Annotated in this window: 28 protein-coding genes; 8 read left to right on the top strand and 20 right to left on the bottom strand. The window is 66.9% G+C overall.

Annotated elements, in window-relative coordinates:
* Window positions 1-19: 19 nt before the first annotated feature.
* Complete coding sequence (locus tag NO876_RS02230; RefSeq protein WP_256420030.1) at window positions 20-1168, bottom strand: ATP-binding protein; 1149 nt, start codon at window positions 1166-1168, stop codon at window positions 20-22.
* 75 nt (window positions 1169-1243) lie between these two features.
* On the opposite strand from NO876_RS02230, the gene NO876_RS02225 reads away from it, so the two are divergent.
* Entirely contained in the window at window positions 1244-1696 is a 453-nt protein-coding gene (locus NO876_RS02225) for a DUF7382 domain-containing protein (RefSeq protein ID WP_256420029.1), read from the top strand.
* Window positions 1697-1804: 108 nt separating this feature from the next.
* On the opposite strand, the gene NO876_RS02220 is transcribed toward NO876_RS02225, so the two are convergent.
* Window positions 1805-3082 carry a tRNA(Ile)(2)-agmatinylcytidine synthase gene (locus NO876_RS02220; protein WP_256420245.1) on the bottom strand — a complete coding sequence of 426 codons (1278 nt, stop codon included), beginning with the start codon at window positions 3080-3082 and terminating at the stop codon, window positions 1805-1807.
* A 125-nt stretch (window positions 3083-3207) separates the two neighbouring features.
* On the opposite strand from NO876_RS02220, the gene NO876_RS02215 reads away from it, so the two are divergent.
* A complete protein-coding gene (locus NO876_RS02215) occupies window positions 3208-4185 on the top strand; it encodes a transcriptional regulator (RefSeq protein ID WP_256420028.1) in 978 nt (325 codons plus the stop codon).
* Between the two features lie 127 nt (window positions 4186-4312).
* Here the strand turns inward: NO876_RS02215 and NO876_RS02210 are convergent, their stop codons facing one another.
* The 7 genes from NO876_RS02210 to NO876_RS02180 form a co-directional block, all read right to left on the bottom strand.
* Complete coding sequence (locus NO876_RS02210) at window positions 4313-4570, bottom strand: glutathione S-transferase N-terminal domain-containing protein (RefSeq protein WP_256420027.1); 258 nt, start codon at window positions 4568-4570, stop codon at window positions 4313-4315.
* A 92-nt stretch (window positions 4571-4662) separates the two neighbouring features.
* Window positions 4663-6078, bottom strand: a complete 1416-nt coding sequence (locus NO876_RS02205; protein WP_256420026.1) for an aryl-sulfate sulfotransferase — start codon at window positions 6076-6078, stop codon at window positions 4663-4665.
* Window positions 6079-6176: 98 nt separating this feature from the next.
* A complete protein-coding gene (locus tag NO876_RS02200) occupies window positions 6177-7589 on the bottom strand; it encodes an NCS2 family permease (RefSeq protein WP_256420025.1) in 1413 nt (470 codons plus the stop codon).
* A 97-nt stretch (window positions 7590-7686) separates the two neighbouring features.
* Entirely contained in the window at window positions 7687-8406 is a 720-nt protein-coding gene (locus tag NO876_RS02195; protein WP_256420024.1) for a phosphoribosyltransferase family protein, read from the bottom strand.
* Window positions 8407-8564: 158 nt separating this feature from the next.
* The gene (gene pyrE / locus NO876_RS02190) at window positions 8565-9095 is read right to left on the bottom strand and encodes an orotate phosphoribosyltransferase (RefSeq protein ID WP_256420023.1); all 531 of its coding nucleotides are present in this window, start codon (window positions 9093-9095) and stop codon (window positions 8565-8567) included.
* 280 nt (window positions 9096-9375) lie between these two features.
* On the bottom strand, window positions 9376-9681 hold the full coding sequence (locus tag NO876_RS02185) for a DUF5789 family protein (RefSeq protein ID WP_256420022.1): 306 nt from the start codon (window positions 9679-9681) through the stop codon (window positions 9376-9378).
* 259 nt (window positions 9682-9940) lie between these two features.
* Window positions 9941-10480: a CDP-2,3-bis-(O-geranylgeranyl)-sn-glycerol synthase gene (locus NO876_RS02180; protein ID WP_256420021.1), complete on the bottom strand. Its 540-nt coding sequence runs from the start codon at window positions 10478-10480 to the stop codon at window positions 9941-9943.
* 129 nt (window positions 10481-10609) lie between these two features.
* On the opposite strand from NO876_RS02180, the gene NO876_RS02175 reads away from it, so the two are divergent.
* Window positions 10610-11197, top strand: coding sequence for a DUF502 domain-containing protein (locus NO876_RS02175; RefSeq protein ID WP_256420020.1), 588 nt, complete (start codon window positions 10610-10612; stop codon window positions 11195-11197).
* Window positions 11198-11677: 480 nt separating this feature from the next.
* Here NO876_RS02175 and NO876_RS02170 read toward each other — a convergent pair whose 3' ends face one another.
* Window positions 11678-12607, bottom strand: coding sequence for a branched-chain amino acid transaminase (locus NO876_RS02170; protein WP_256420019.1), 930 nt, complete (start codon window positions 12605-12607; stop codon window positions 11678-11680).
* Window positions 12608-12694: 87 nt separating this feature from the next.
* Between NO876_RS02170 and NO876_RS02165 the strand changes: the two genes are divergently transcribed.
* A complete protein-coding gene (locus NO876_RS02165; RefSeq protein WP_256420018.1) occupies window positions 12695-13585 on the top strand; it encodes an NAD-dependent epimerase/dehydratase family protein in 891 nt (296 codons plus the stop codon).
* On the opposite strand, the gene ribB is transcribed toward NO876_RS02165, so the two are convergent.
* Window positions 13586-14335, bottom strand: coding sequence for a 3,4-dihydroxy-2-butanone-4-phosphate synthase (gene ribB, locus NO876_RS02160; RefSeq protein ID WP_256420017.1), 750 nt, complete (start codon window positions 14333-14335; stop codon window positions 13586-13588).
* Entirely contained in the window at window positions 14332-15042 is a 711-nt protein-coding gene (locus NO876_RS02155; protein ID WP_256420016.1) for a CTP-dependent riboflavin kinase, read from the bottom strand. Before NO876_RS02155 ends, ribB begins: the two co-directional genes overlap by 4 nt.
* 231 nt (window positions 15043-15273) lie before the next feature.
* Between NO876_RS02155 and argS the strand changes: the two genes are divergently transcribed.
* Entirely contained in the window at window positions 15274-17028 is a 1755-nt protein-coding gene (argS, locus tag NO876_RS02150; RefSeq protein WP_256420015.1) for an arginine--tRNA ligase, read from the top strand.
* Window positions 17029-17066: 38 nt separating this feature from the next.
* On the opposite strand, the gene NO876_RS02145 is transcribed toward argS, so the two are convergent.
* Complete coding sequence (locus tag NO876_RS02145) at window positions 17067-17210, bottom strand: hypothetical protein (protein ID WP_256420014.1); 144 nt, start codon at window positions 17208-17210, stop codon at window positions 17067-17069.
* A 53-nt stretch (window positions 17211-17263) separates the two neighbouring features.
* A complete protein-coding gene (locus NO876_RS02140) occupies window positions 17264-18811 on the bottom strand; it encodes a nucleotide-binding protein (protein ID WP_256420013.1) in 1548 nt (515 codons plus the stop codon).
* Window positions 18812-18931: 120 nt separating this feature from the next.
* Here NO876_RS02140 and prf1 point away from each other — a divergent pair, with 120 nt between their 5' ends.
* Window positions 18932-20182, top strand: a complete 1251-nt coding sequence (gene prf1 / locus NO876_RS02135; protein ID WP_256420012.1) for a peptide chain release factor aRF-1 — start codon at window positions 18932-18934, stop codon at window positions 20180-20182.
* Between the two features lie 28 nt (window positions 20183-20210).
* On the opposite strand, the gene NO876_RS02130 is transcribed toward prf1, so the two are convergent.
* A complete protein-coding gene (locus tag NO876_RS02130; RefSeq protein ID WP_256420011.1) occupies window positions 20211-20612 on the bottom strand; it encodes a DUF6276 family protein in 402 nt (133 codons plus the stop codon).
* A 125-nt stretch (window positions 20613-20737) separates the two neighbouring features.
* Between NO876_RS02130 and NO876_RS02125 the strand changes: the two genes are divergently transcribed.
* Window positions 20738-21484, top strand: a complete 747-nt coding sequence (locus tag NO876_RS02125) for a CPBP family intramembrane glutamic endopeptidase (RefSeq protein WP_256420010.1) — start codon at window positions 20738-20740, stop codon at window positions 21482-21484.
* Between the two features lie 39 nt (window positions 21485-21523).
* Here NO876_RS02125 and NO876_RS02120 read toward each other — a convergent pair whose 3' ends face one another.
* Window positions 21524-21982 carry an NOB1 family endonuclease gene (locus tag NO876_RS02120; protein WP_256420009.1) on the bottom strand — a complete coding sequence of 153 codons (459 nt, stop codon included), beginning with the start codon at window positions 21980-21982 and terminating at the stop codon, window positions 21524-21526.
* Window positions 21983-21998: 16 nt separating this feature from the next.
* Complete coding sequence (locus tag NO876_RS02115; protein ID WP_256420008.1) at window positions 21999-22256, bottom strand: PRC-barrel domain-containing protein; 258 nt, start codon at window positions 22254-22256, stop codon at window positions 21999-22001.
* Window positions 22257-22601: 345 nt separating this feature from the next.
* Between NO876_RS02115 and infB the strand changes: the two genes are divergently transcribed.
* A complete protein-coding gene (gene infB / locus NO876_RS02110; protein WP_256420007.1) occupies window positions 22602-24416 on the top strand; it encodes a translation initiation factor IF-2 in 1815 nt (604 codons plus the stop codon).
* A 40-nt stretch (window positions 24417-24456) separates the two neighbouring features.
* On the opposite strand, the gene NO876_RS02105 is transcribed toward infB, so the two are convergent.
* The 3 genes from NO876_RS02105 to NO876_RS02095 all read right to left on the bottom strand — a co-directional run bounded on the left by NO876_RS02105 (window position 24457) and on the right by NO876_RS02095 (window position 26457).
* Window positions 24457-25353: an alpha/beta fold hydrolase gene (locus tag NO876_RS02105; protein WP_256420006.1), complete on the bottom strand. Its 897-nt coding sequence runs from the start codon at window positions 25351-25353 to the stop codon at window positions 24457-24459.
* A gap of 149 nt (window positions 25354-25502) precedes the next feature.
* Window positions 25503-25883: a DUF5811 family protein gene (locus NO876_RS02100; RefSeq protein WP_256420005.1), complete on the bottom strand. Its 381-nt coding sequence runs from the start codon at window positions 25881-25883 to the stop codon at window positions 25503-25505.
* Between the two features lie 103 nt (window positions 25884-25986).
* A complete protein-coding gene (locus tag NO876_RS02095) occupies window positions 25987-26457 on the bottom strand; it encodes a pyruvoyl-dependent arginine decarboxylase (protein WP_256420004.1) in 471 nt (156 codons plus the stop codon).
* Window position 26458: the final 1 nt, after the last annotated feature.

Below are 26458 nucleotides of genomic sequence, written 5' to 3'. Positions count from 1 at the left end.
CCGACACTCCCGCGGGCGTTCACTCAGCAGTTTCGATCGCGCGTGCCGCAGCAGAGGCACGCGGGCTCGATCCGCCGTGCGGCGTGTCTCGCGTCCGAACGGCGACTGTCCGGGTCGCCTCCGCAGTGTCGTCGACGACGAGCGCCTCGCCGGGGGCCGTCGGCATCGACTCGGCGAGGTCGGCGTCGAGGTACGACGGGTCGGCAGCGGCGAGCGCGCGGACGTCGGAGCCGGCGGTCAAACGGTGGACGACGCGGAGATCCGACTGCGAAACGGCGACCTCGGGAAGCGCGCTCGGACGCTGCGTCGCGGCGACGAGCGAGACGCCGGGCGCACGGCCCCGGGTGAGGATCGCCCGGAGCGACGCGCTCGCGACGCCCTGGAAGAAGACGTGCGCCTCGTCGATAAAGAGCCACGGCAGCCGGTCGATGCCCGGTGTGTCGGTCTCCCCAGTCGAGGGTCGGCCGAGGCGAGCGTCGTACAGCGCGGCCGCGACGCCAGCAGCGACGGCGTTCGACGGCGCGTCGTCGAGACCGGAACAGTCGAGAACGGTCGCCGCGCCGTCGGCCAGCGCGCGGGCGTCGGGGCCCGCCGGGTCGAAAACGTTCCATTCCGCAGCCCGGCGGAGTCGGTTGGCTGCCGCGCGCCGGACGTCGCCGCCGGCGTCGGAGTCGGCGACGGTCTCGCGCATCCCGTCGAGCGTCGGGGCCGTCTCTGCGGCGTGCCAGACGAGCGCGCCGACGGGACGGTCGGGATCGGTCCCGACGAGCGCGGGCCACCGCGCCGGCGGGATGGCGTCGGCGCGGATCGTCGGATCGTCGATCACGCGCGCCGGGACGAGATCGCCCGCGGCGTCGGCCGCAAGTCCCCGAAAGACGCCCATCGGGTCGATCACGACGGGCGCGACGCCCGGCGTCCGCGTCGCCTCCTCGACCAGGACGCCGAGCGTGTAGGACTTCCCGTAGCCGCGCTTGCCGACCACGAGCGCGGCGTGCGGGCGGTCGAAGTCGATCGCCACGGGGGCGCCGCGACTCCCGTCCCGGGCGCGGTGGTGGCCGAGCGTGCCGGCGAAGGCCGCCGCGTCGGCCCCGACTGCGACGCGGTCGGCACTCGTTTCGGCGGCCGCGCTCGTTCCGTCGTCGGATCGGCCGAGGACTTCGGTGTGCATCGGCAGGAGTGGTCCCGTTCCCCGACTTGAACCCTCGGGCGAGCGTTTATATGCGGGGACGGGACCACGGCCGGTATGTTCGACGAACTCCGACGGTTCGCCGGCGACGACCGCGCGATCGAAGGACTGCCGATCAGACTCGTGATCGCCCTCGTGGTCGGCGTCGCCACGATGAGCGTGATGCTGAATATGCTCTCGGGGGTGCAGGGACTCGCCGTCTCCGAGCTCGACGTTCGTCCCACACCCGACGTGGTGGAGCCCGGCGAGCAGGAACTCGAACTCGTCGTGGTCGACGACGACGGCGACGGCGTCGAGGGCGCGACGGTGGTCGTCAAGGACGGCAGCGCCGAGATGGACGGCGTGGTGACCGCGAAATCGGACGCGAACGGGGTCGCGAGCGTCACCGTCGATCCCGACACCCGGGCGAATCAGGAGACCGGAACGCTCGTCGTCGACGTGAAGCCGCCGTCCGGGAGCCAGTACGTCGACCGCCGGGCGAACACGGAGATTCTGGTGGTCGAGGAGTGAGACTGCGGGACCCCGCACGCCACTGATCGACTCACCGATCCGGGATCAGGAGATCGGAACTCTCATCGACTCACCGCGCCGAGATCAGGAGATCGGAGTCTGAGTGACTCACCGCTCGGGATGGACCGGCGCGTCGAAGCCGCCCCGGATCAGCGGTTTCGCGATGTGGCGGCGCGCACACGGCGGGACCTCGTACCAGCCGGTCTCGAGGTCACGGTCGAGGTCGACGGTTTCGGGACTCGACCGCGACGTCCCGCAGTCTCGGCAGCGGTAGCCCTGATCCCGACCGGCGCTCGCCATCGAGCGGCCGCACTCCGGGCAGGTCGGGTTCGTCTCCTCGGTCCGTCGCAGCGATCGAACGGCGAACTTCTCCAGTTTGAGCGTGCCGCTTCCCACCTCGCCGCAGACGGTGAGGTCGTCGCCGACACGGAGTGCTCGGACGCGGTCCCGGAAGCGCTTCGTCGGTTCGAAGGCGACGCAGTCGATGTGGGTGTCGACCGCGTTCGGGTCGCGGAGCTGGAAGAAGACGTGACCGCCGCGACGGGTCTCCGGGTCGCTCGCGACGGTGCCGTCGACTCGGTAGGCGCGGCCGTCGCGGAGGTCACCCAGCGCGCCGTCTCGCAGGTGCACGTCGGTACCCTGGTTCGTCAGGAACGTCGCCGTTCGCTCGACGGGTTCGCTCTCGATCCGACCGGCCAGATCCGAGACGACGCGGGCGTCGTCGCCGCGGATCCCGTAGATGATCGGCCCCGGCGCGTTCGGGACGCAGACGGCCTGCGCCTCGACGCGGTCGACCGTGTCCCACGCGTCGGGATAGGCGCACTCTGCGGCCTCGAAGACGGAGTCCTCGTCGACGTCTCGGGGCGTTCCACAGCGGTCGAACTCCCGGTAGGCGATGTGCTCGTAGGTCCACTGGTCGAGGGCGGCCCACGAGCCGACGGCGGCGAGCGCGCCGATCCGGCCGCGGCCGCCGGCCCACCCGCGGTGGCGGTAGCCCGCTTCGTCGAGGAGTTCGAGCGCGTCCGTCGGATCGAGGAGCTCTCGGATCGCCCGTCGGGTGAACTCGGCGACGGCGTCCGGAACTGCCGCGGGTTCGTCGTCGGCGACGACGACGCCGGGACTCGTCCGTGGGTCGTCGACCTCGGCGAGGGGTTCCAGTTCGGCGACGGCGAGGTCGAGCGCCCGCTCGGAGTCGATGTCGGTGTGGATCGCGAGCGCGGCGTTGCCGCGGGTCTTGTGTTCGACCGCGGGGTTGAGCCGGATCAAGAGCCGTCTGTCGACCGCACCGCCCGCCTCGTCGATGGCCTCGGCCAGCCGCGTCGCGAGGTACGTCGTGCACATCCCACGCTCGCGGGAGTCGGTGTCGTCGAGGCCGATGATCGTCATCGATCGGACGTAGTCGACGCGACGGCTAACGACTTTCGGGAGCGCGTCAGAATCGCCCGACTGGACGTCGCTGTAGCGGATGGACGGCACAACGCATATATGCGCTGAATCGCCTATACCCCTTTATGTCACGGTCCGCGCTAGTCGGAAACGTCACGGCGATGCTCGAGGACGCCGGATTCCTCGTCAGCGAGCGCTGTGCGATCCGACCGAAGAGTTTCGACATCGCCGCGAGGCGAGGCGAGGACCTTGTGCTCCTGAAGATACTCGGCAACATCGACGCGTTCGACGGGACGACCGGCGAGGAGATGCGACGGCTGGGCACCTACCTCGACGCGACGCCGATGGTCGTCGGGCTGCGGACGCGCGACGAGGATCTGAAGCCGGGCGTCGTGTACTTCCGACACGGCGTGCCGGTGTTCAACCCCGACACGGCGATGGACCTGTTCATCGAAGGTGTGCCGCCGCTCATCTACGCCGCGCCGGGCGGCCTCTACGTCAATATCGACGGTGATCTCCTGTCGGACGAGCGCCGCGAACGCGGGTGGAGTCTCGGCCAGTTAGCGACGGAACTCGGCGTCTCGCGGCGGACCGTCTCGAAGTACGAGGACGGAATGAACGCGAGCATCGAGGTGGCGATCCAACTCGAGGAGATGTTCGATCAGCCGTTCTCGAGCCCCGTCGAGGTGATGGACGGGGCCGAGGACGTCCGCGACGCCGAGCCGACGCCCGACGACCCCGATCCCGAATCCGACGACGAACACGTCGTCCACGTCCTGACGCGGGCGGGGTTCACCGTCCACCCGACCGCCCGCGCGCCCTTCAAGGCGGTCAGCGAGGACGACGAGCGCCGGCGGGACTTCACGCCGATGCTCACCGGCCACTCCGCGTTCACCCGCAGCGCGGAGAAGCGCGCGCGGATTATGTCATCGCTCGGCGAGGTCACGCAGACGCGCTCGGTCTACTTCACCGAGGACCAGTCGAAGCGCGAGTCCGTCGAGGGTACCGCCCTCGTCAGTTGTGAGGAACTCGCCGACATCAACGACCCCGACGAGATCCGCGACCTCATCCGCGATCGGTCACAGGAACCGTCCGAAGCGTAGGGAATTCCTCAGAACGGCTGTCGAGTCGGTCCCCTCGGTGAACGGTAGTCGAATAGAAGAGCGACCCCACCATCGGCGATCGATTGCGATCCGTTCGGACGCGTTCCGCCGTGTCGTCGCCGCGTTCTCAGTTCGCCGCCTCGCCGTACGTCTCTTCGAGGTACTCGACGATGTCGTCGCTCTCGGACATTCCCTCGACGCCGTTGGCCTCGTCGACGAGGACCGGGACGCCGGTCTGGCCGCTGATCGCTTCTACCTCGGTCCGTTCGCTGTGCGCGGAGGGGACCATCACCGACTCGTACTCCAAACCGAGTTCGTTCAGTTTGTCCGTCACCTTCGCGCAGTACGGGCAGCCCGCGGTTTCGTACAGGACGAGATCTGACATCACCGTCAGCTAGCGCAGGAGTCCTAAAGAGTCACGTGGTCGAGTGCGCGAGAAACGCACGATAGTCGACGGACCGGTGGATGGAAAAGCGATTACCGATCGACGAGTTGCCGTACCGCTGCGGCGAGCCGACGAGCGCCCGCGACGATCTTTCGACGCCCCGCGATCAGTTCACCGCTCACCCACACGGCGCCGACGAGGGCGGCGGTAATCGTCCACACGAAGTCCCACCCGGACATCCAGACGGGGCGGAGCCACGGCGTCACGTGCGCCCAGCGGGTCGCGAACTCGTTCATCGGGCCCTCGATGGGCGTGCCAGCGAAGGTGGCCCGGATCCGACCGTCGAAGCCGACGCTGTCGTTGCCGCCGGCGGTGAGGTTCGCGCTCCCGGTGATCGGGTACGTGCCGCTGGCGTTCATATCGCGGATCGTCGGCCCGGACGACTCGGGGCCGGTTCCCATCCGTTCGGCGTCGTAGGGGCCCCAGGTCGCGTAGTACTCCCAGACGACCTCACCGGTGGGCGTGATCTCCATCACGCGGTGGTTGAGGGTGTCGGTGACGAGCGTGTTGCCGTTGGGGAGCCGATCGGCGTCCCGCGGCCACGTGAGCGTGTTCGAGCCGACCTCCCAGGTCCGGACCCACTCGCCGTCTTCCTTCGCGTACTCGACGACGCGGTTGTTCTCGCTGTCGGCGACGAGGATCGTCGGGTTCCCGTCCTCGCTCAGCAGCCAGTCGGGGTTGTGCTGTTCGCGCATCACTGAGTAGTCGTCGTCGCTGCCGAGGCGCTCGACGATCTCCTTGGATTCCATATCGACGACGATCGCCTGATCGAAGTTGCGCGGAGAGAGCAGCAGACGGTCCTCGCCGACCTTGTCGACGTCGTTGACGTGCGTCCAGTCGCTGCTGTAGCCGCCGTCGGTGCTCTCGGGGTAGTGGTTCCGGAAGTACCACTCCCAGGTGAACTCCCCGGAGGAGCGGTTGTAGACCACGACCCGGTCGTCGCTTCTGCCCGCGGACTCGTTCCACTGTCGCATGTTCGCGATGGCGATGCGGTCGTCACCGAGGTACGCGACGTCGTGGGTGTCCGTCATATTGAAGCGTTCCTGCCAGACGCGCTCGCGGGTGTCGGGATCCAACTCGAAGAGGACCGTATCGCCCGCGCGCGGCGAGGAGACGAGCAGGTTCCCGTTCGGGAGCGGGTCGACGTCGAAGAACCAGGCGTTGCCGCCGACGTTGTCGTCGTGGGTCCACTCGAGGTTCCCCCGTTCGTCGACGGAGACGAGTCTGGCGGGCTTCTTCGCGTTCGTATTGCCCCGGAAGGTGAATCCCTGAACGCTGATGACGGTCGAGTTGTTCGCCGGACTCGTGATGTTGCCGCGCTCTAGGTCCGTCTCCTCGGCGGGATCGTACGCCAGCGCCGAAACGGCCGACGGCGCGAGGAGGGAGACGACCACGAGGAGGGCGACGAGTCGAGCGGCGTTCGCTCGGGAAATCGAGGGCAGATTCACATATGTGGGTGCGGCGGTGGAGGATGAATCTCTTGCGGTCCACAGTGGTGAGCAGCGGCAGAGCGGCGGGGCACGCCGACCCACCGGTCGTTCGCCTGTTACACCTGCGCGGCGAGGACGCCACCCGTCCGGACGACGAAGTAGACGACGAACGCCGCGGCGAGCACCCAGTGTCCGACTCGGACGTCCTCGCTCTCGCCCGCAGCGAATTTGACGATCGGATACGAGGCGATGCCCGCGGCGATGCCGTACGCGATCGAGTAGGTGAACGGCATCACCAGGATCGTCAGGCCGGCCGGGATCACGTTCGTCAACTCGCTCCAGTCGATGTCGACGACGTTCTGGATCATCACGACGCCGATCACGACGAGCGCGATGTGTGAGGCGTACTGCGGGATGGAGGTCGCAAGCGGGACGATCGCCAAGGAGGCGACGAACAGCGCGGCGACGGTGAGCGCTGTCAGGCCGGTTCGACCGCCCTCCTCGACGCCCGTTGCGGATTCGATGAACGTCGTTACCGTCGAGGTGCCGAGCATCCCGCCGACGGTCGTCCCGACGGCGTCGGCCATCAGCGGCTTGTCGATGTCGGGGAGGTCCCCGTTCTCGTCGAGGAAGTCCCCCGCCTGTCCGACACCGACGAGCGTGCCGGCGGTGTCGAAGAAGTCGACGAAGAAGAAGGTGAAGACGATGAGTGCGAAGGAGAACGCCTCGACGTTACCGAAGCCGGAGACGAACGCGCCCGCGAGCGGCGTGATGTCGTACGTGGCCGACGTCGAACCGGCCACGAGACCGGCGTCGGCCGCGACCGGCCCGAACGCGGTCGCAGCCCAGCCGACGATCGTCGTTACCACGATGCCGATGATGATCGATCCGGGGACCCCACGAGCGTAGAGTGCGAGCGTGAAGAACAGCCCGAGCACGGAGACGATAGCCACGGGGTCGGAGGCGATCGATCCCAGGCCAACCATCGTGCCCGGGTCGTCGACGACGATTCCCATCGCCTGCAGGCCGATCAGCGCGAGAAACAGTCCGATACCGGTCCCGACCGCGAATTTCACGGGTTTCGGAAACAGATTGATGACGTACTCGCGCGCGCCGATCGCCGTGAGAATGATGAAGATAATCCCCTCGACGACGACGGCGGCGAGTGCGGTCTGCCACGGGACGCCGAGGATCCCGACGACAGTGATCGCGAAGAACGCGTTGAGCCCGAGCCCCGGGGCCTGCGCGAACGGTCGATTCGCGTAGACGGCCATCACGAACGTCGCCGTGGCCGCCGCGAGGATCGTGACAATAGCGAGCATCGACTGGATTTCGCCCGTCGAGAAGCCCTCGATGACGATCCCTTCCACCAGCTCCGTGTTCGGATTGTCGGTCATTATCGCGGGATTGACCACGATAATGTACGACATCGTCAGGAAGGTTGTCAGCCCGGCGAGGAGTTCGGTCCGGACGGACGATCCGTGTTCTTGTACATCGAAGTAGCCTGCGACGGATTCAGCGAGTCCCATAATGCACGTCTGAGCATAACCAGAAACCACTCGATAAGCGTTTTCATCGTCGATTCGAGAACCCCTCCCTACAACCGGTCGAGCGACCGCCGCCGACTCACTCGGCGTCGAACGTCGTGAGCGCGCCGACCGGGGCGTCGGTGAGTTCGCGGGCGCGGTCGATCCCCTCTTGGCCGACCGCGATGAGCGTGAAGACGCCGGTGACGTCGGCGTCGGCCTGCGTCGCGATGTCGAGCAAGAGCTCCTGGGTCTCGCCCGAGCGGATGAGGTCGTCGACGATTAGGACGTTCTCCCCGCCGGAGAGCGCCCGTTCGGGGAGGTAGTAGGTGAGTTCGATGCCGGAGGCGAGTCGCTGTCGCGACTCGATGAACTCCTCGACGGCCGTCTCCTTCGACTTCTTCGCGTACGCGACGCGGGCGTCGAAGTAACTCGCCATCGCCGCGCCCAGCGTGATGCCGTCGGTGGCGGCCGTCAGGACGACGTCCGGCCGCTCGAAGCCGAGCGCGTTGGCGGCGACGGGGGCGACGAGGTCGAGGAAGGACTGATCGAAGACGACCCCGGAGTTGTCGACGTAGCCGCCGTCGTCGAACTCGACGCGGGCGCGCAGTTCCGTCGCCAACGCGTCGCGGCCGACGCCGTCGACGACTTCCCGCGCCCGTTCCGCGCCGGGGAGGACGTGGCCGTTGACGTAGCGGTTGAGGTCACCCGCCGGCAGGCCCGTGAGATCGGCGAGTTCGTCGTACGTCCGGGTCTCCTTGAGCATCCGCAGAACCGCAACCGACTGTAACTGGAGGGCCGCTTTCTCCGCTCTGTTCATATACTGACCTGCGAGGTTTCGCAAGTATGAATATATCGATACGAATTCTCTCGAAAAAGACCACAAACGTGGATTAGGTTCGGTGAGGACGGGCCTTCGACGCTCGTGACAGTGACGCGCGGAAGTGAAAGGGGTGGGAGCGGACGGAGCGGGGGCCGTCAGGAAGCGTGTTCGTCGTCGAGGAGGTCGTCCGCGGTCACGAGCGCGTCGAGTTCGACGTCGGCCTCCGCGAGTCGCTCCCGCGCGCCCTCCTGGCGGTCGACGACGACGAGCACGCGGTCGACTACCGCACCGGCGTCGCGGAGGGCCTCGACGGCGTCGAGCGCGCTTTTCCCTGTCGTCGCGATATCTTCGAGGACGACGACCTCCTCGCCCTCGGCGAGGCGGCCCTCGATGCGGTTGCCCGTCCCGTACTCCTTGGCCTGTTTTCGGGCGATGACGTACGGCGTGTCGGTCTCGACGCTCGTGACGGCGACGAGCGGGACCGCACCGAGGGCGACGCCCGCGAGTTTCTCGCCGCAGAGTTCCTCGGCGAACGCCTCGGCGATCAACCGGAGACAGTGGGGGTCGGTCTCGAAGAGGTACTTGTCGACGTAGTACTCGGAGGTGCCGCCGTGGGAGAGCTCGAACTCCCCGAACTTGACCGCGTCGGCGTCGCGCAGCGCCGCGATGAGTTCGTCGTTCGTCATTGCGTGTGAAACCGCGGGGGAGTCGCTTAAACGGGACGATTCCGAGCGGAGGCGACGGGAGAGAAAGAAAGCAGGAGGAGTATCATAGAATCATTCAAAATGATTTTTCACGCCTGTGAAATCGAATTACCTGTGAGATCTGGGTTGCGAATCGAGCGGCGGACTTATTGATATTATTCAATATATTGATGTATAGTTCTCACAGAAGCGTCAATAAGAGGAGGGTACGACCCGACGCGGTCGGCAACGGGTACCCACCGTGCCAGCGACGACGCACTCCTCAGAACGAAACGTTGACTTCGTCCGTTGGTCCTGCCGTCGCTTCGGAGAGATTACCACCACGGTCGTCGTAGAATTTGCGTCCGATGTACTCCTCGCTTACGTTACCGATGATGGTCGTGTACAACTCGTCGGCCGAATCGTACGTTTCCTGCCCGAGGGGGCCGATGATCGTAGAGACCGTTTCAGTTTCCTGAGCGTCGGGAGCCTGGATTTCGGCTGCGCCGACCTGCTTGATGACTGAATCCTGATCGATCGGAAACGTGAGTTCGTCTTCGAGGGACGCGAGCAGATTACTTATTTTCATAGGATACCCTGACTAACGTTCCCCGACAGTTTCAACTGACAGCATTTTACCAACCGCGCTATTTTTGATTAACTGAGTTAGTGTCGTAGACCGGCGCACAAAGTGCTCGATTTCCGGGCTGGACTGAACGGGTCAAAGAACACGGGCGGGTTTTGTTTCACTGGTCCGTACCGCGAGGCTCGCTCAGCAAGACGGGGTTGGGGGGGCCCACAGCGAACGCAGTGAGCGAGGAAACCCACCGCGTCAGAAAGGTGGTTCGTTAGTAGGGCTCGTCCTTCAGGCCGAGGACGTACGCGACGCCGTTAGTCGCGACGTGGAGCACGGGCGTGAGAACGACGACGACCCCGACGACCGGGAGCGTGAAGGTACCGGTGAACCACGCGAAGTCGAGGACGGCGGTGCAGACGAGCGCGCCGGCGACGAAGTCGAGCTGGTCGACGACGGGGAAGGCGGCACCGCGTTCGCGACCCGTTCGGCGTTTGAGAAAGGACGCGCCGATATCGCCGAGCATCGCGCCGAGCGCGAGGCCGACGGCCGCGGCGAGCGGAAACGTCGGGAGGTCGACGCCGACCGCCCGAGCGACGGCCGGAGCGAGGAGGTTCAGCGCCTGAGCGAGGAGGACGCCGACGAGCGTTCCGACCGCCGTGCCGCGCCAGGTCTTGCCGTCGCCGAGGAGCCGGCGGCCGCCCAGCGTTCGGCCGCCGTCGATCGGCGCGCCCCCGCCGGCGAGGACGGCGGCGTTGTTCGGCACGTACGCGGGGAGCATCGCCCAGAACGCGACGGCGACGAGGTCGAGCATAGGTGTCGAGTCCGGCGGCGGGGACAAAAGTGTCCCCGATTCGTCGCATCGGACCGGGAGGGTCGGCCGGGTGGAGAATGGGACGACACCAGTCACTTTAAGCCTTCAGTGAGACGTACCTCCCGACAGATGTCCTCTTGGAGGCGAGACTTCGCAAGCGGATTGATCGTTCTGACGCCGGTCCTCGTCATTCTGCTCGTCCTCAACTACCTGTACTCCAGGATCGTCGATCTCCCCGTCATCAGGCGACTGGACGAACCGCTCGGCTTCGTCGTCGCCGTCGTCGTCTTCGTGATGCTCGTGCTCTCGATCGGCTACCTGATGCGGACGACGGTCGGCCGGCTGTTCGAGACGTACCTCGACGGGGCGATGAACCGCGTCCCGCTCATTCGGGTCCTCTACAACGCGTCGAAGCTCGCGGTCGAGACCGCGGTATCCGGCACCGACGACCTCCAGAAGCCGGTGAAGGTGGAACCCTGGCAGGGAATGCGGATGACGGCGTTCAAGACCGGGAAGACGACGACCGACGGTCGGGTCGTCCTGTTCATGCCGACCGCGCCGAACATCACGACCGGATTCGTGATGGAGGTCGAACCGGAGAACATCTCCGAGGTCGACGAGAGCGTCGAGGAGGCGCTGACGCGCGTGCTGTCGGCCGGATTCGGCGAGGAGGAACGGACGGCACCGATCGACATCGACGCGCGAACGGAGGACTAAACACCCACCTTTTTCCACGATGGGTTTCCTCGCGGCGCTTCGCGCCGCTGCGGGAACCCATCGCGCAAAAACCTGGAGGGAAAAAGACCCGCTCGCTCGGCCTGCGGCCTCGCTCGCGGTACGAGAGCTTGAGAGCGTAACCGACCTCACTGCGACGAGAGAGGTCTGCTCTCTCATCAACTGAGAGTTGCTCTATCAATCGATCGAGATGAGGCTCTCCCCTCGTCGTCGACGCTGGCAGCCCCTACGACCTCGATGCCGATGAAGAATATGCAGGTATAGTAGCGTTTGCAAGTCTTCACTCACGCGATCGCACGCTGTCGTGCGATCGGATGAGAAATCGTTGCAAACGCTACTATCGCTGTCGAGCAGTAGTACCGCGAGCGAAGCCGCAGGCCGAGCGAGCGGGTCCTTTTCCCTCCAGGTTTTTGCGCCGGGTGGTGCGCCGTAGGCGCACCCGAGGCGCAAAAAGGTGGATGTTTAGACGTACGTGAACCACTCGTCGTGGGCGTCGTCGCGCCGCTCGACGAGGTCGAAGAACGCCTGCTGGAGTTCCTCGGTCACGGGGCCGCGGGAGCCGTCGCCGATGACGACGTTGTCGACCTTCCGGATCGGAGTGACCTCCGCCGCAGTGCCGGAGAAGAACAGCTCGTCGGCGGTGTTGAGTTCGCCGCGGGAGATGGTCGCCTGGTCGTGGACGGTGTAGCCGCGCTCGCGGGCGAGTTCGATCACGGTGTTGCGCGTGATGCCGTCGAGGATGCCCTCGGCGAGGCCGGGCGTGTAGATCTCGCCGTCGCGAACGAGGAAGATGTTCTCGCCGGGGCCCTCGGCGACGTTGCCCTCCTTGTTGAGGACGATCGCCTCGGTGTACCCGTTCCGGCGGGCCTCCTCTCCAGCGAGGAGCGAGTTGACGTACAGGCCGGTCGTCTTCGCGTTCGTCGGCATCTGACTGGAGGCGTACTTGCGCCACGAGGAGATCATCACGTCGACGCCCTGTTCGAGCGCCTCCTCGCCGAGGTACGCGCCCCACGGCCACGCCGCGATGGCGACGTTGACCGGGTTGTCCTTCGGACCGACGCCGAGCGAGCCGTAGCCGTAGAAGGCGACCGGACGGATGTAACAGGACTCCAGTCCCTCGCGTCGGAGCAGTTCGAGCGTCGCCTCGGTGAGTTCCTCGCGGGTGTAGGGCAACTCCATATCGTACGGCTGCGTCGACTGGTAGAAGCGATCGAGGTGTTCCTCCCAGCGGAAGATCGCCGGGCCGTTCTCGGTGTCGTAACAGCGGACGCCCTCGAAGACGCCAGTCCCGTAGTGGAGGCCGTGCGTGAGGACGTGAACCGTCGCGTCGTCCCAGTCGACGAACGAGCCGTCCTGCCAGATCGTGCCGACGTCCATCTCGTCGAATCCCATACGTGCTGCGTTGCACCCTAGGGTATAAAACAGTAGGCGAACCGGATTCCCGAACTTCTTACGCGAGAGGGGGCGTAGGCGAACGGGATGGACCATCCGACTGTCGCAGTCACGGGCGGGACCGGGCGAATCGGGCCGACCGCCGTCGAAACGCTCCAGGAAACGGGATACGAGGTCGTCAACGTCTCACGGAGCGGCAGTTCCGAGGTCGCCGACCGCAACGTCCGGGCGGACGCGACAGACGCGGGCGACCTCTACGGCGCGCTCGCAACCGCCCGTGCCGACGCCGTCGTCCACCTCGGGATGCTGTCGGAGCCCGGCGGCGATCCCGACCACGTCGTCTTCGAGAGCAACGCCGCGAGCACCTACGTCGTCCTCGAAGCCGCGGAGGCGCTCGGCATCGACACCGTCGTTCTCGCGTCGAGCCTCTCGGTGATCGGCGGCGGGTTCGAGCCCGGTCCGGCGCGGATCGACACCCTGCCGGTTGAGGAGTCCCACCGGCTCACGCCGTCGAACCCGTACGGCATCGGCAAGCAGACGCTCGAAATCGTTGCCGACGGATTCGCCCGCCGCGCCGACGCGCCGGAAACGATCGCCTCGCTGCGGTTCCCGTGGATGCCCAGCGAGTCGGAGATGCGGGCCGAGTTCGTCGAGCCCGACCGTACGGTGTCGGCCATCCGCGATCGCGGCGACTTCCACGTCGCGCGCAACACGCTGTTTTCGTACTTACACCGCGCTGACGCCGCGGCGCTGATCCGAGACTGCGCCGAGGCGTCGTTTTCGGGCCACGAGCGCTTCTGGGCCGCCGCAGCCGACACGACCACGTCGACGCCGACGGCCGAACTGGTCGAGGCGGTGTACCCGGACGCGGACGCGAACCGGTCGTTCGAGGACCACGAGTCGCTGATCTCGACGACGAAGGCCGAGCGACTGGTCGGCTGGGAGCCCGAGCGAAGCTGGCGGGAGCTGGACGGCTGACTATGCCAGTCGCTCGATGACGTCCGCGCCTTCGACGTAGACGAGGTCGTTCCGTCGGGCGTACTCGAGCGCCTCGGCCGGCGTCCGAGCGCCCCCAGATTCCGCGTCGAGCATCTCACAGACCACGACCGCGGGCGGGAGATCCGCCGCCTCGGCCAGCGCGAGACCCAATTCGGTGTGGCCGCGGCGGTCGGCGAGTAGCTCCGGCGCACCGCGGAGGACGTGGACGTGACCCGGCGTCCGGAAGTCGGCCGCGAAGTCCGAGGCGTCGTAGTCGGCGTCGGAGAGTCGGGCCGTCTCGGCGGCTGCCGAGAGGCGACGAATCGTGAGCGCGCGGTCGTCGTCGGTGATCCCGGTGAACGTCTCGCGGTGGTTCACGGGCAGGGAGAACGACGAGCGGTCGTCGTACCCGAGATCGTGATCCGCGGCCGCCGGGTGATCGAGTTCGTCTTCGAGGAAGGGAAGGCCGAGCGCGTCGGCGACGTCGTCGGAGACGGCCGTACAGACCAGTCCCCCGGCGTCGCTCCGAAGTCGGACCACGGCGTCGGCGTCGACGGCGCCAGCCGGGTAAACGATGTCCGTCTCTCCCTCCCGGTCGGCGGCGTCGTGAACGAGAACCGGTTCGCCACGCTGAAACGCGGCGATCGCTCGGTCGACGGCGCTCTCGGTCGCCGGTTCGGCCTCGGTCGCCGGTTCGGCCTCGGTCTCCCCGGTGCTGTCGGGCGCAACGTCCGTCGTCGTCCGGGTCATCGAACCGCCTCCACGCTGACAGTGACGACGTCGCCGTCCTCCAGTCCGAGCGCGTCGCGGAGGCGGACCGGCGCGATGACCTCCAGTTGGGTCTCGTCGTGATGGGTCCGCTCGGGGACGATGATGTGCGCCGTCTCCGCGGCGTCGCCCCCGTACTCGACGGTCGCCGCGTAACACGTTGCCGGACCAAACGTCCGTTCCTCGTCTTCCCAGCCGTCGATGGGAATGCCCGAGAGCGACGAGACCGCGGAGCGCGAACGGACGCTCTCCTCGTCGAGGTCGACATTGAGCGTCCCGGGGAACGGCTCGTAACCGAGTCGCTCCTCGAACTGCTCCATATAACCGGACAGGGAGATGTAGTGTCGCCCCTCGCCCATCCCGCTCGTGATGACGCCGTCGAGTTCGACCGTCGAGGGATCCGTTCCCTCGAAGATGCGCCGGTAGTGGGAGTACTCTCGGTGCAGTGCCGCCTCGCCCGACTCGGTCAGCGACACCCACTGCCCGTCGGCGACGACGTCGCGGTCGACGTGGCCCACCTCTTCGAGACGCTGGAGCCGCCTCGACGCGGTCTGGTTGGACGCGTCGAGACGACCGGCGAGATCCGAACAGGAGATCTTCACGGGACCGGCCCGCGCACCCGCGAGGGCGACGAACTTCAGCGCCGCCAACTCGTCGTGCCCGACGGCGGAGACTACCGATTCTGACATTACTTCGAGTTGGGAGGCCGCCGTGTTAAGGATAACGGCTATGAGATGTGTAACAGAAATGGAACGGTAGGTCGGGGGCGACAATCACGTTCCCGAGTGACGTTCCAAGATTGGTCACGGCAGTGCCTAAATGCGTCGATAGCGGTATCGAATCGGCGTTCCCGAGCAACGCGCGGCGACCGGCCGAGGCCGTTCGGAAAGGCCTTTAGCCGCGGTTGCTGAACGGCGAGTATGTTCAGAGCCTTCCGTTCGGAGGTCGAGGACGCGGTCGAGGCGGCCCTCGAGGCGCTCGACCTCCCGACCGACGACCTCGGAGTCGAGGAACCCCCGGAGGACGTGCCGGCGACGCTCGCGTCGAGCGTCGCCTTCCGCCTCGCGGGTGTAGTCGGTGCCGCACCGCCGTCGGTCGCGGCGGACGTCGCCGACGCGATCGACCTCGACGGCTGCGAGTACGTCGCCCGGGTCGATACGCAGGGCCCGTACGTGAACTTCTACGTCGCCGACGCCTACTACGCCGACACGCTCGCCGCCGGCCGCGAGGAGGGGTACGGCGAACTCCCCGCGACCGGTAAGTCGGTCGTCGTCGAGCACACGAGCGCGAACCCGACGGGGCCCGTCCACGTCGGGCGCGCGCGTAACCCGATCTTCGGTGACGCCGTCGCCCGCGTGCTCGATTACGCGGGCAACGACGTCGAGCGGCACTACTACGTCAACGACGCCGGCCGCCAGGTCGCCGTGTTCACGTGGGCCTACGAGACGTTCGACGAGTCGGACCTCCCCGAACCCGAACGCGACCGCGCGGACTACGGCCTCGTCCGCTACTACCGGAAGGGAAACGAGTTCTTGGAGAACGAGGACGAGGACGTCGTCGAGGAGGCCGAGGCCGAGATCGCCGAGATAATGCAGGGGCTCGAAGCGGGCGACGGGGAGACCTACGAGCGCGTCGCCGCCGTCGTCGATCAGGTGCTCGGCGGGATGCGGGCGTCGCTCGAACGCCTCCCCGCGGAGTTCGACCGCTTCGTGAAGGAGACGCAGTTCATCCGGAACGGCGACGCCGACGACGTCGTCGAACGGCTGAAAGACTCCGAGCACGCCGTCTACGAGGAGGACGCCTGGCAACTGGACCTCTCGGCGTTCGATCTGGAGAAGAACCTCGTCTTTCTCCGCTCTGACGACACCACGCTGTACACGACGCGCGACCTCGCCCATCACGAGTGGAAGTTCGAGAACTACGACGAGGCGGTGACCGTCCTCGGCGAGGACCACAAACTCCAGGCCGAACAGCTCGAAGCCGCCCTCGAAATCCTGGGCAACGACACCGACCAACTTCGACAGACCTTCTACTCGTGGGTCAACCTCCCGGAGGGCGGGATGTCGACCCGCGAGGGAACCGGCGTCGACCTCGACGACTTACTCGACGAGTCCATTCAGCGCGCTCGCGAGGAGGTCGAGGAGCGTCTCGGTTCGCGGATCAGAAACGACGAACTGAGCGAAGCGGATATCGACCGGATCGCTCGGCAGGTCGGGATCGGGGCCGTCCGCTACGACATCGTCTCGAAGCAGCCCACGAAGGGTATCACCTTCGAGTGGGAGCGCGCGCTGGACTTCGAGGCGCAGTCCGCCCCGTACGTCCAGTACGTCCACGCGCGCTGCCGCGGCATCGAGTCCGAGGCGTCCGACGCGGGGATCGAAGCCTCGACCGACGTCTCCGTCCTCGACACCGACGCCGAACGCGCGCTGCTCCGCGACATCGCGCGCTTCCCGGCCGTCATCGAAGAAGCCGCGGCCGACCTCGAACCCCACGTCGTCGCGACGTTCGCCCGCGAGTTCGCCGAGACGTTCAACACCTTCTACCGGGAGTGTTCGGTGCTCAACGCCGACGAGGACGCCGTCGCCGCCGCGCGACTCGGACTCGTCGAGGCGTCGAGACACACCGTCGCGAACGCGCTCGACGTCCTCGGAATCGAAGCGCCGGATTCGATGTGAGCGCCGGGATCGGTCGTCGTAGCGCTTGCTGGAACTGATTACAGCGCGAGGAGCGCGAACGGCGCGATCATCCCCATAAGTTCGCCGCCGACGGCGAACACCGTCGCGACGCCCGCTCCGAGAGCTAACAGTAGGAACACGACGACCCACCAAAAGGGGACGCGCGAATCTTTCTCTGCCATATCGACGACTCACCACACCCGCATAAAAGAAGCTCCCGCTTCGGCGCGGACGGTCAGCCGAAGAACCGCCCGAAGAGGCCCTTTTTTTCGTCGCCGTCGGACGTGGCCTCTTCCCCGCTGGGAGCGTCGGCGTCCGGTGACTCCGTCCGGTCGTCGCCGGCGTCACCGTCCGCCTCGCGTTCGGCGTCGTCCGATGCGTCCCCGGCAGACGCCGAGTCCACGCCGAGCGGTGCCGTATCGCTCCTCTCGTCGCTGGCCTCCTCCGCGGTTTCCTCCTCCAGCGACGTCGTGTAGACGCCGTCGTCCGGATCGGATCCGGCGTCCGGTTCGGCGGCATCGATCTCTTCGGGCGTGGCCGGTTCCACGAGCGGTTCAGTTTCCTCCGGAGGTTCCTCGTCCTCGGAAGCGGTACCGGTGTTTTTAGCCACCGAATCGGCTGTTTCAACCGCTTGATCACCGGTCTCGACGCTGGGTTCGTAGGGCGCGAGCTCGTCGTCGGGGTCGAGGTCGCTATCGGGCGCGAGTTCGTCGCCCGGGGCGATGTCGGCGTCTGCGTCGCTGTCATCGGAGACTTCGACGCCCTCCGGCGGCCGGTCAGCCTCGTGTGAGCCGGCGACGAGGATGTCCTCGTCGGACCGATCAGCGGCCGACGATGGTTCGGCGTCGCTCGCCTCGGCATCGGAGTCCGCGCGCACGTCACCATCGGGTTCCGTCCGCTCTTCGGCCTCGGGACCGTCACCGCTCTCTGCGATGTCAGAAGCGTCGTCTGAAGCGCTCGCATCCTCGTCCGAATCCTCGGTCGCACCGGCCGCGTTCGAACCGCCGGCGTCGGCTCCGATCCCCTCCTCGGCGAGGTCCAGCCCCGTGATGGCCTCGGCGAGCGCGCGGTACGCCGTCGCAGCGGCGCTCCCCGGCGCGAACGTGGTCACCGATTCCCCCGCGTCCGACGCCTCGGCGATGACGGCCGCGTCGGGGATCATCTCTAGCACCTCGGCGTCGAGCAGGTCGCTGATCCGTTCGTGGTCTACCTCGTCCGGATCGGCGCGCGTGATCACGGCACCGGCCACGGCCACGCCGAGACGATCGGCCACCTGTCGGGTCTTGTCGGTGTCGCCGAGCGCGTCCCGCGCCGGTGTCGAGACGAGGAGCGCCTCGTCGACGTGGGTGAGCGGGACCACGGTGTCGTTACTGAGTCCGGCACCCGTATCGAGGATGACGTACTCGTAGTCGTCCCGGAGTTCGTCGAGGACGCCTTCGATCCGCTCCGGATCCGCGCGCGAGAACGCGTCGAGGTCGGGCGAGCCGGGGATGACGGCCATCCCGTGCGGCCCCTCGTGGATCGCCTTGTCGACGCCGCTTTCGCTGGATCCCGCCCGGCTGCCGGAGGCGCTCCCCGCCTCGCTGTCGCCGGCGAGCACGTCGTGAAGCGTCACGTCCCCGACGGAGACGCCGAGCGCGCTCGCGAGGTTCGCCATCCCCAGGTCGCCGTCGACGACGGCGACGCGCTCCCCCGCGGCAGCCAACGTGGCGGCGAGGTTCGCCGCCGTCGTCGTCTTGCCGACACCCCCCTTCGCACTGACGACTGCGTACACACGTCCCATAGGTTCGTTCCGTGACTCCCGCGTCGAGCTTATAAATCTGTCCGGGAAATCGAGGAGAGGGCGACGGTCGACGGTGTCCAGTCGTAGGTTACTTACCCACTGGAGGGCCAATACCTCACAATGAGTACCGACGCCGAAGAGATGAGCGAGGACCGCCGGAAGTACGAGTTCCGGAAGGTCATCGAGGAACTCAAGGAGTACGAGGGTTCCGGCACGCAGCTCGTCACCATCTACATCCCCCCTGACAAGCAGATATCCGACGTCGTCGCCCACGTCACCCAGGAGCACTCGGAGGCGTCCAACATCAAGTCCAAGCAGACCCGGACGAACGTTCAGGACGCGCTGACGTCGATCAAGGACCGGCTCCGCTACTTCGACACGTTTCCCCCGGATAACGGGATCGTCATCTTCTCGGGCGCGGTCGACGCCGGCGGCGGCCAGACGGACATGGTGACGCGGACCCTAGAGAGCCCGCCGGAGCCGATCCAGTCGTTCCGCTACCACTGCGACTCGAACTTCCTCACCCAGCCGTTAGAGGACATGCTGACCGACAAGGGTCTCTTCGGCCTGATCGTCCTCGACCGCCGGGAGGCGAACGTCGGCTGGCTGAAGGGCAAGCGCGTCGAACCGGTGAAGTCGGCGTCGTCGCTGGTCCCCGGCAAGCAGCGGAAAGGTGGTCAGTCGGCCCAGCGGTTCGCCCGCCTGCGGCTCGAAGCGATCGACAACTTCTATCAGGAGATCGCCGGGATGGCCGACGACCTGTTCGTCCCGAAGCGTCACGAGATGGACGGCATCCTCGTCGGCGGGCCCTCGCCGACGAAAGACGAGTTCCTCGACGGCGACTACCTCCACCACGAACTCGGGGACCTCGTCGTCGGGAAGTTCGACGTCTCCTACACCGACGAGTCCGGTCTGCACGACCTCGTCGACTCCGCTCAAGAAGTCCTCGCCGACCAGGAGGTGATGAAGGACAAAGCCGAGATGGAGGAGTTCTTCGAGAACCTCCACACCGGCGAGGAGGCGACCTACGGCTTCGGGCCGACCCGCAAGAACCTGATGATGGGCTCGGTCGACCGGCTCCTCCTCTCGGAGGACCTGCGTTCGGACGTCGTGATCTACGAGTGTCCGAACGGCCACGAGGAGTACGAGGTCGTCGACAGCCGTCACGGCGACCCCGACCACGTCTGCAGCGAGTGCGGCGAGGAGGCAGAGAAGGTCGACCGCGACGACGTGATCGACCACCTGATGTCGATCGCCGAACAGCGCGGCACCGAGACGAAGTTCATCTCCACCGACTTCGAGAAGGGCGAGCAACTCCACGACGCCTTCGGCGGCATCGCCGGCATTCTGCGGTACTCGACCGGCGTATAGGGCGGTTCGTCGCGAGCGCGTTCGGCTGTCATTCCAGGAGCGACTCCAGTTGTCGGCGGCGACGCTCCAAGTCGACGTGCGCCTCGACCGACTCGTCGGCCGCGAGGCGATCCAGCGTCAGGAAGACGTCCGCTCCCGCCGCCTCGGCGTGCTCTATGAGCGACTGAATCGCCGCGCGGTTCGTCGCCAGCGAATCGAGGAGACCGAGCGCGAGCAGCAGCGCGACGCCGCCCTCGCCGTCCGGGATCGCCGCCGGGAGATCGTCCGCTCTCCCCGAGTCCGCACCGTCGCCGTCCGAAACCGGATACGTTCGGAGACAACGCGGGCAACTCCCGACGGTCCCAGCATTCTCCGGAGCGTACTCGCGGAGATCCGACGGGACGTCGACGAGAACGAGCGAGCGGTCGCAGTGTTCACAGTGAGTCGGCATAAGAGCCAGTACAGCGACGACGGGGAAAGACGTCCCGACGCGGCAGCGGACTCTCACTCTCGGGTCACTGTCCCGGCGCGGACCGGTATCCCTATTCGCGACGACGCCGTACGTCGAGGCGATCAATGGCTTCGGACGCCCGCTCGGTCCCGCTCGACGACCCGCGAACGCACCTCCGCGCGATCGGCGGCGCGCTCGCCGTCGTCGTGCTCGTCGTCCTGGTGGCATCGATCGCGGTCTCGCTGGGCTATCCCCTCCTCGACGCCGCCGGGGTCGGCCGCGAGAGCGCGCTCGGACTGGCGCTGCGGAGCGCGTTCCAGTTCGTCGGCTTCGGCGTCGCCGGCGTCGGCTACCTCGTCGTGACCGATCAGACGGATCTCGTTCCGGTCCGCTCCCCGACCCGCCGCGACCTGAAGTGGCTCGTCGGCGGGTTCGCCGGCCTGCTGGCGCTGTACGTCGGCGCGACCGCGGTTCTCAGTGCGATGGGCATCCAGGGGGCCGACAGCGCCATCGTCGACCAAGGGAGCGGCCAGCCGATCTACTTCCTGTATCTGATCCCGGTGACGATCCTGCTCGTCGGGCCGACGGAGGAACTGATCTTCCGTGGGATCGTCCAGGGCCAGTTCCGACGGGCGTACGGGACCCCCGTCGCCGTCGCCGCCGCGAGCGCCGTCTTCGCCGCGGTGCACCTGTCTTCGTACAGCGGCGACGGCCTGCTCGCGACGCTCGGGACCGTGCTCATCCTGGGTGGCGTCCTCGGAATCGTCTACGAGAAGAGCGAAAATCTCGTCGTTCCGGCCGTCGTCCACGGCCTCTTCAACACGGTTCAGTTCGTCGCCGTCTACGCGACGACGACGGGGCTGGTCGGCTGACGAAGTGGCGAAGAAACGGGGTCGGCGTTTTTATGCCCGTCAGGCCGGGTTCTTCCGCGCCAGCTCCGTCCCGCAGATCGGACACCGATCGCGGTGCTCGTCGAACTCCCGCCCGCAGCCCTGACACTGGAACGTCCACTCGCGCGTCTCGGAGATGCCCTCGCGGGCGATGATCTTCACCTCGACGTCGACGTGGTCGGCGACGTTCTGCATCGCGTAGTCGTCGGTGACGAGGACGGCGTCGAGCTCGAACGCCGCCGCCAGCAGTCTGACGTCGGTCTCCGAGAGCGTCTCGGAATCCCCCGTCTCTCGGGCCGCGCGCTGGATCTTCTCGACGGTTCCGGCGGCGGGGATGTGGACGTGCATCCCGGAGCCCTCGTCGGCGTCGTAGCGGTACGACGCCTCGCCCTCGAGTTCCTCGCGGACCATCGGGACCGAGGCGATGTCGTCTGTGGTGTGGTACTCGTGGATGAACGCCGAAGAATCGAGAACCTGCATCGGACGTCGCCTTCAGTTATGGTTGCACGACGATGTAGTCTTTGACGTCCTGTACGCGGGAGACGGGGACGCGAACGATCGTCTCGTTCTCCTCGTCGATCTCCGTCTCGAACCCGAGTGCGCTCGGGTTGACGTCCTCGTACGGCGAGACGAGCAGGTCACCGATCGTCCCGGTCTTGACGTTCATCTCGACGTTGTACAGCGCTCCGAGTTGGGCTCCGTCCGCCCCCATCACGCCCTTCCCGGAGAGGTCCTCCGCGAGTTCGTCCGGCATACCTCACGCTACTTCGTACTGTTACATAAACGCCACGGGCGGCGCGGAAACGGACGGTCCAACAGACCCTGGACCGTCTATCAGACTCGACGGGGCGTTCACGACCCGGGCACGATCGCCTTTCCCGCTGGAAACCGGCACGTAGCACCGGCGGCGAAGCGAGCGGGAAGTCGTCGACGGCGTGAGGGAAGCGAACGGGTCCGGCCCGAGAGACAGTCGCGGTGGATCCGAACGCGCTTCTCGGAAGCCGCAACGGACGTGATCGCCGCCGTCCACGGATGACGATGGACTTAACTACAGTCCAGCAGTGAGTTACGGTAAGGAATTTCTCCGGGGTGATTCTCTATGTCTGACACCGACGCCGACGCCGCCTCGACAGCCGAATCGAACGCGCTACGGACACCGATCGTCGCCGTTCTCGGCCACGTCGACCACGGCAAGACGACCCTGCTCGATACGATCCGCGGCTCCGCGGTGAGCGAGGGCGAGGCGGGCGCGATCACCCAGCACATCGGCGCGACCGCGGTCCCCTTAGAGACGGTCTCGGAGATGGCCGGCGACCTCGTCGACCCGACGGACTTCGATCTGCCAGGGCTGCTGTTCATCGACACGCCCGGCCACCACTCGTTCACGACGCTCCGCTCTCGCGGCGGCGCGTTAGCCGACATCGCGGTCGTCGTCGTCGACGTCAACGACGGCTTCCAGCCGCAGACCATCGAGGCGCTGGAGATCCTCCAGCGGACGGGGACGCCGTTCGTCGTCGCCGCCAACAAGATCGACACCACGCCGGGGTGGAACCCCAACGACGGGCGACCGATCCAAGAGACCTACGAGAAACAGTCGCAAAACGCCAAGAGCAGACTCGACGAGAACCTCTATGAGATCATCGGCGACCTCTCCGACGAGGGCTTTTCTGCCGATCTGTACTGGCGCGTCCAGAACTTCACCAAGAACGTCGGCGTCGTCCCCCTCTCGGCGATCACGAACGAGGGGGTCCCCGACCTCCTCGCCGTCCTGATGGGTCTCTCCCAGCGCTACATGAAGGAACAGATGGCCGTCGACGTCACCGGTCCGGGGGCGGGGACGGTGCTCGAAGTCAAGGACGAGCGGGGGTTCGGCGCGACCGTCGACGTCGTCCTCTACGACGGGAGCGTCCGCGCGGACGACCGGATCGTCGTCGGCGGGATCGACGGTCCGATCGTGACCGAGGTGCGCGCGCTCCTGCAGCCGCGTCCCAACGCGGAGATCAGAGTCGAGAAGCGCTTCGACAAGGTCGACGAGGTCCGGGCGGCCGCGGGGATCAAGATCGCCGCCCCCGAACTCGACGACGCGATGGCCGGCGCGCCGATCCGCGTCGTCCGCGACCGCGACCTCGACGACGTCATCGAGGAGGTCGAGTCCGAACTCGCCGAGATCCAGGTCTCCACGGAGGAGGAGGGGGTCGTCGTCAAGGCCGACACGCTGGGGAGTCTCGAGGCGATGGCCAACGCCCTGCGGGAGGCGGAGGTGCCGATCCTCCGCGCGGAGGTCGGCGACGTCGCTCCGCGGGACGTCGCGGTGGCCTCGACCGCCAACGAGGAGAAACACCGCGTCATCCTCGGATTCAACGTGGACGTGCTATCGAACGCCGAGACCGAACTCGACGAGAGCGAGGTCAGGCTGTTCGACGATGACGTCATCTATCAGCTCGTCGAGGGATACGAGGAGTACGTCGACGAGATCGAGCGCGCACAGCAGGAGACCGTGCTCGACAAGATCGTCCGGCCGTGTCGCTTCCGCATCCTCGAAGACCACGTGTTCCGGCAGTCCGATCCCGCCGTCGTCGGCGTCGAAGTCCTGTCTGGAACGCTGAAGAACAACCAGAACGTCGTGAAGTGGGAGGGCAACGAGACGACCCGCGTCGGACAGCTCTCGGGAATCCAAGAGCAGGGCGAGGACGTCTCGGAGGCGCGCGCGGGAACGCGCGTGTCGGTCGCCATCGACGGTCCCACGGTGGGAAGACAGATCGAGGAGGGCGACGAACTGTGGATCCACCTGCCCGAGAAGCACGCGAAGATCCTCGAGCAGGAGCTCTCCGACGACATCCCGGCCGACGAACTGGAGGCGCTGACGAGCTACCTCGACAAGCACAGAAAGCGAGATCCGTTCTGGGGGAAGTAGGGCCGCGACAACCGCCGCCAACCGCCGTCGCGTCAGCGAGTCACCCGTCGAGATGCTCGACCAGCAGGTCCGCGACGCGCTCGGGTTCCTCGTGCGGGAGCCAGTGGGTGGCGTCGGGAAACCGTTCGAGTCGGCCGTCATCGCAGTAGGCGACGCTCTCTGCGGCCATTTCGGGGACGAGCGCCTGGTCGTCCTCGCCCCACAGCACCAGCGTCGGGGCCGCGACGCGCTCGCGCGGCGGGGGATCTCGCCGACGAAAGACGGCTCGGTACCAGTCGACCATCGCCGTGAGCGCTCCCTCCTCGGCCCACGCGGCGCGGTACCGCTCGAAGTCCGTCGCCGAGAACGTCCCCGGACGGGCCCCCTTACGCATCGCGGCCGTCATAAGCGCGTAGCCGTTGCGGCTCGCGTTCCACTCGGGGATCTTCGGCAACTGGAAATAGAACATATACCAGCTTTTGACCACCTGCCTCGGCCTCGTTTTGAGAAACCGCTCGAAGACCGTCGGGTGTGGGACGTTAACGATTCCCAGCTGGTCGACTACCTCCGGGTACCGGAGCGCGGTATCCCACGCGACCGCAGCGCCCCAGTCGTGGCCGACAACGTGCGCGGCCTCGCGGTCCTCGCTCTCGACGAGGTCGACGACGTCGGCCGAGAGCCGGCCCATCCGGTAGGCGGAGAGATCCGACGGCTTATCGCTGCGGTTGTATCCGCGCTGGTCGGGGACGAGCACGCGGTAGCCGGCGTCGACGATCGGTTCGACGTGCGCGCGCCATTCGTACCAGAACTCCGGAAAGCCGTGCAGGAGGACGACGAGCGGGTCCGCGGGGTCGCCCGCGGCGACGACGTGGAGGCTGACGTCGCCCGCCTCGCGGAACGTCCGTTCGGCCGAGGGGACGTCGGGGAGCGGCGCGTTCGGCGAGGCGTGTGGATCCATTCCGTGCCGATCCGTCGTATGCGACGGTGATAGTCGTTGGGTCGGCGGCTCGCGATACGTGCGTCCGGGACCTCGGATGCCGCGTGAGGAAAATGGGAGCCGAAGACGCCTTCGTACCGAGCGCGTCCGCGGTCGGATCCGAGAACGAGTTACCGCGCGGTCGGCGTGAGGCCGTCGCCGACGGTGTTCATCACCTGAAGCGCCGCGCTCGCGGCGAGACCGCGGGCCACCTCGTCGCGGTCCTCGTCGGTGAGCCCCGATTCGAGGTCCTCTTCGTCCGGCGTGAACCCGGCGCTGACCGGGCGGCCGGCCGGCGGACGGACCGCGACGGTCGCCTGCGGGCCGTTGGCCCCGTAGGAGAGTTCCGAGCCGACGGCGTAGCCCTCCGGGAGATACGCCTGCGTCCGAGAGACGATGCCGGCAACAGCAGTACGGAGTTCTCGTACCTGTGCCACCGAGAGGTCGACGTCCTCGGGACGGCCCGCGTCCACGACGCCGGGAGCGCCCGCGTAAGGGTTGTTTCCGTTCATTAGGGAGTGTCGTTGCCAGTAGGGGAAGACGCCTCATAAAGGCGTCGCCGGGGACAAAACTGCGTCTGAGACGGCGAAGAGAGCCGTCTCGGACCTGACGGGATCAGAAAATCGATTCGCTCTCACCGTAAACGGCGAGTGCGACCGCCGTCGTGTATCCCTCGCCGTCCGCCTCCGCGGTCGTGACCGTGACGTGCTCGTCGTCGAACGTCCACTCGCGGAGGTCGCGACCCGCGGCGAGGCCGACCTCGACGCTCCGCCGGACTGCGCCGGGATCCTCGCCGGCGGCCTCGTAGAACAGCCCCGGCCCGGGCCCGACCGTCCAGCCGAGACCGGCCGAGACGGTGCCGACGCCGCCGGTCGTCGCCCGCGCCTCGACGACCGTGAGACGGTTCCCCGCCGGGCCGAGGTCGGGGGCGGTTCCGACGTCCTCGACGGTCGCGTCGGCGGGGATCACCGAGGAGACGGGGACCAGGTTGTAGTTGTGGACGTTCGCGTCGGCGAGCGCCGCGTCGTAGGATGCCATCTTCGTCGGCGCGTCTCCGACGCCGCGAACGATCCGGATGGTGCTCATA

This window comes from Halobellus rarus (assembly GCF_024494595.1).
In the GTDB taxonomy this organism is placed as follows: domain Archaea; phylum Halobacteriota; class Halobacteria; order Halobacteriales; family Haloferacaceae; genus Haloquadratum; species Haloquadratum rarum.
This window is presented reverse-complemented; position numbering and strand designations above follow the sequence as displayed.